This window comes from Streptomyces sp. NPDC040432, from assembly GCF_055595445.1.
Window position 1 is genome coordinate 1 of the sequence record NZ_JBVIVP010000067.1, and the last position, 1,205, is coordinate 1,205.

Consider the following 1,205-nt stretch of genomic DNA (forward strand, 5'->3'; position numbering starts at 1 on the left):
ATCATCCGTTTCGCGGGTGATTCGGGTGACGGTATGCAGCTGACGGGTGACCGTTTCACTTCGGAGACGGCGTCCTTCGGTAACGACCTTTCGACGCTGCCGAACTTTCCGGCGGAGATCAGGGCGCCCGCGGGGACGTTGCCGGGGGTGTCGTCGTTCCAGTTGCATTTCGCGGATCACGACATCCTGACGCCCGGGGACGCGCCGAACGTGCTGGTCGCGATGAATCCGGCGGCGCTCAAGGCGAACATCGCGGATGTGCCGCGGGGCGCGGAGATCATCGTCAATACGGATGAGTTCACCAGGCGTCCGATGGCGAAGGTGGGCTATGAGACGTCGCCGTTGGAGGACGGGTCGCTGGACGCGTACAGCATCCATCGGGTGCCGTTGACGACGTTGACGGTGGAGGCGTTGAAGGACTTCGGGTTGTCGCGGAAGGAGGCCGAGCGCAGCAAGAACATGTTCGCGTTGGGTCTGCTGTCGTGGATGTATCACCGGCCGACGGAGGGGACGGAGGCGTTCCTGCGGCAGAAGTTCGCGAAGAAGCCGCAGATCGCGGAGGCGAACATCGTGGCGTTCCGGGCGGGGTGGAACTTCGGGGAGACGACGGAGGATTTCGCGGTCTCCTACGAGGTGGCGCCGGCGGGGGCGGCGTTCCCGGCGGGTACGTATCGCAACATCTCGGGGAACCTGGCGTTGTCGTACGGGTTGATCGCGGCGGGTCGGCAGGCGGATCTGCCGTTGTATCTGGGGTCGTATCCGATCACTCCGGCGTCGGACATCCTGCACGAGTTGAGTCGGCACAAGAACTTCGGGGTGCGGACCTTCCAGGCGGAGGACGAGATCGCGGGGATCGGTGCGGCGTTGGGTGCGGCGTTCGGCGGTGCGTTGGCGGTGACGACGACGTCGGGGCCGGGTGTGGCGTTGAAGTCGGAGACGATCGGTTTGGCGGTGTCGTTGGAGTTGCCGTTGTTGATCGTGGACATTCAGCGGGGTGGGCCGTCGACGGGGTTGCCGACGAAGACGGAGCAGGCCGATCTGTTGCAGGCGATGTACGGGCGCAACGGTGAGGCGCCGGTCCCGATCGTGGCGCCGCGGACCCCGGCGGACTGTTTCGACGCGGCGTTGGACGCGGCGCGGATCGCGTTGACGTACCGCACGCCGGTGTTCCTGCTGTCGGACGGTTATCTCGCCAACGGCTCCGA

At 65.8% G+C, this 1,205-nt stretch carries 1 protein-coding gene; it reads left to right on the forward strand.

The window, feature by feature from the left end:
• A partial coding sequence (locus ACZ58N_RS38865; protein WP_471170403.1) for a 2-oxoacid:acceptor oxidoreductase family protein occupies positions 1-1,205 on the forward strand: 1,205 nt, incomplete at both ends.